The sequence below is a fragment of the Bowmanella dokdonensis genome (assembly GCF_017254865.1).
GTDB lineage: Bacteria > Pseudomonadota > Gammaproteobacteria > Enterobacterales > Alteromonadaceae > Bowmanella > Bowmanella dokdonensis.
The window spans coordinates 1-329 of the sequence record NZ_JAFKCV010000237.1 but is presented as its reverse complement, the minus strand read 5'-3'; the positions used below and the strand labels follow the sequence as shown (position 1 = coordinate 329).

1 protein-coding gene is annotated in these 329 nt (G+C 51.4%); it reads left to right on the top strand.

The genetic code is table 11. The features are described 5' to 3' along the window. Positions 1–329, top strand: a 329-nt coding sequence (locus J0A66_RS22380) for a diaminopimelate decarboxylase family protein (protein ID WP_439098890.1), incomplete at both ends; no start/stop codon positions are given.

Genomic DNA, 329 nt, shown 5'->3' with positions numbered 1-329 from the left:
AAGACATTGGCATGCCTTTGATACCGCGGTGGGTGACCATCCGCATCTGATTTGTTATGCGGTAAAAGCCAATTCTAATATCGGTATTCTTAATCTGCTGGCACGTTTGGGGTCGGGATTTGACATTGTCTCTGGTGGCGAATTAACCCGTGTGCTGGAAGCGGGCGGCGACCCCGGCAAAGTGGTGTTTTCCGGTGTGGGTAAAACCGAGCAAGAAATTGCTTATGCCCTCAATCAGGGCATTAAGTGCTTCAACGTAGAGTCTCCGTCCGAGCTGGTGAGGATCAACAAGGTGGCCGGTGAGCTGGGCAAAATAGCGCCAGTTTCAT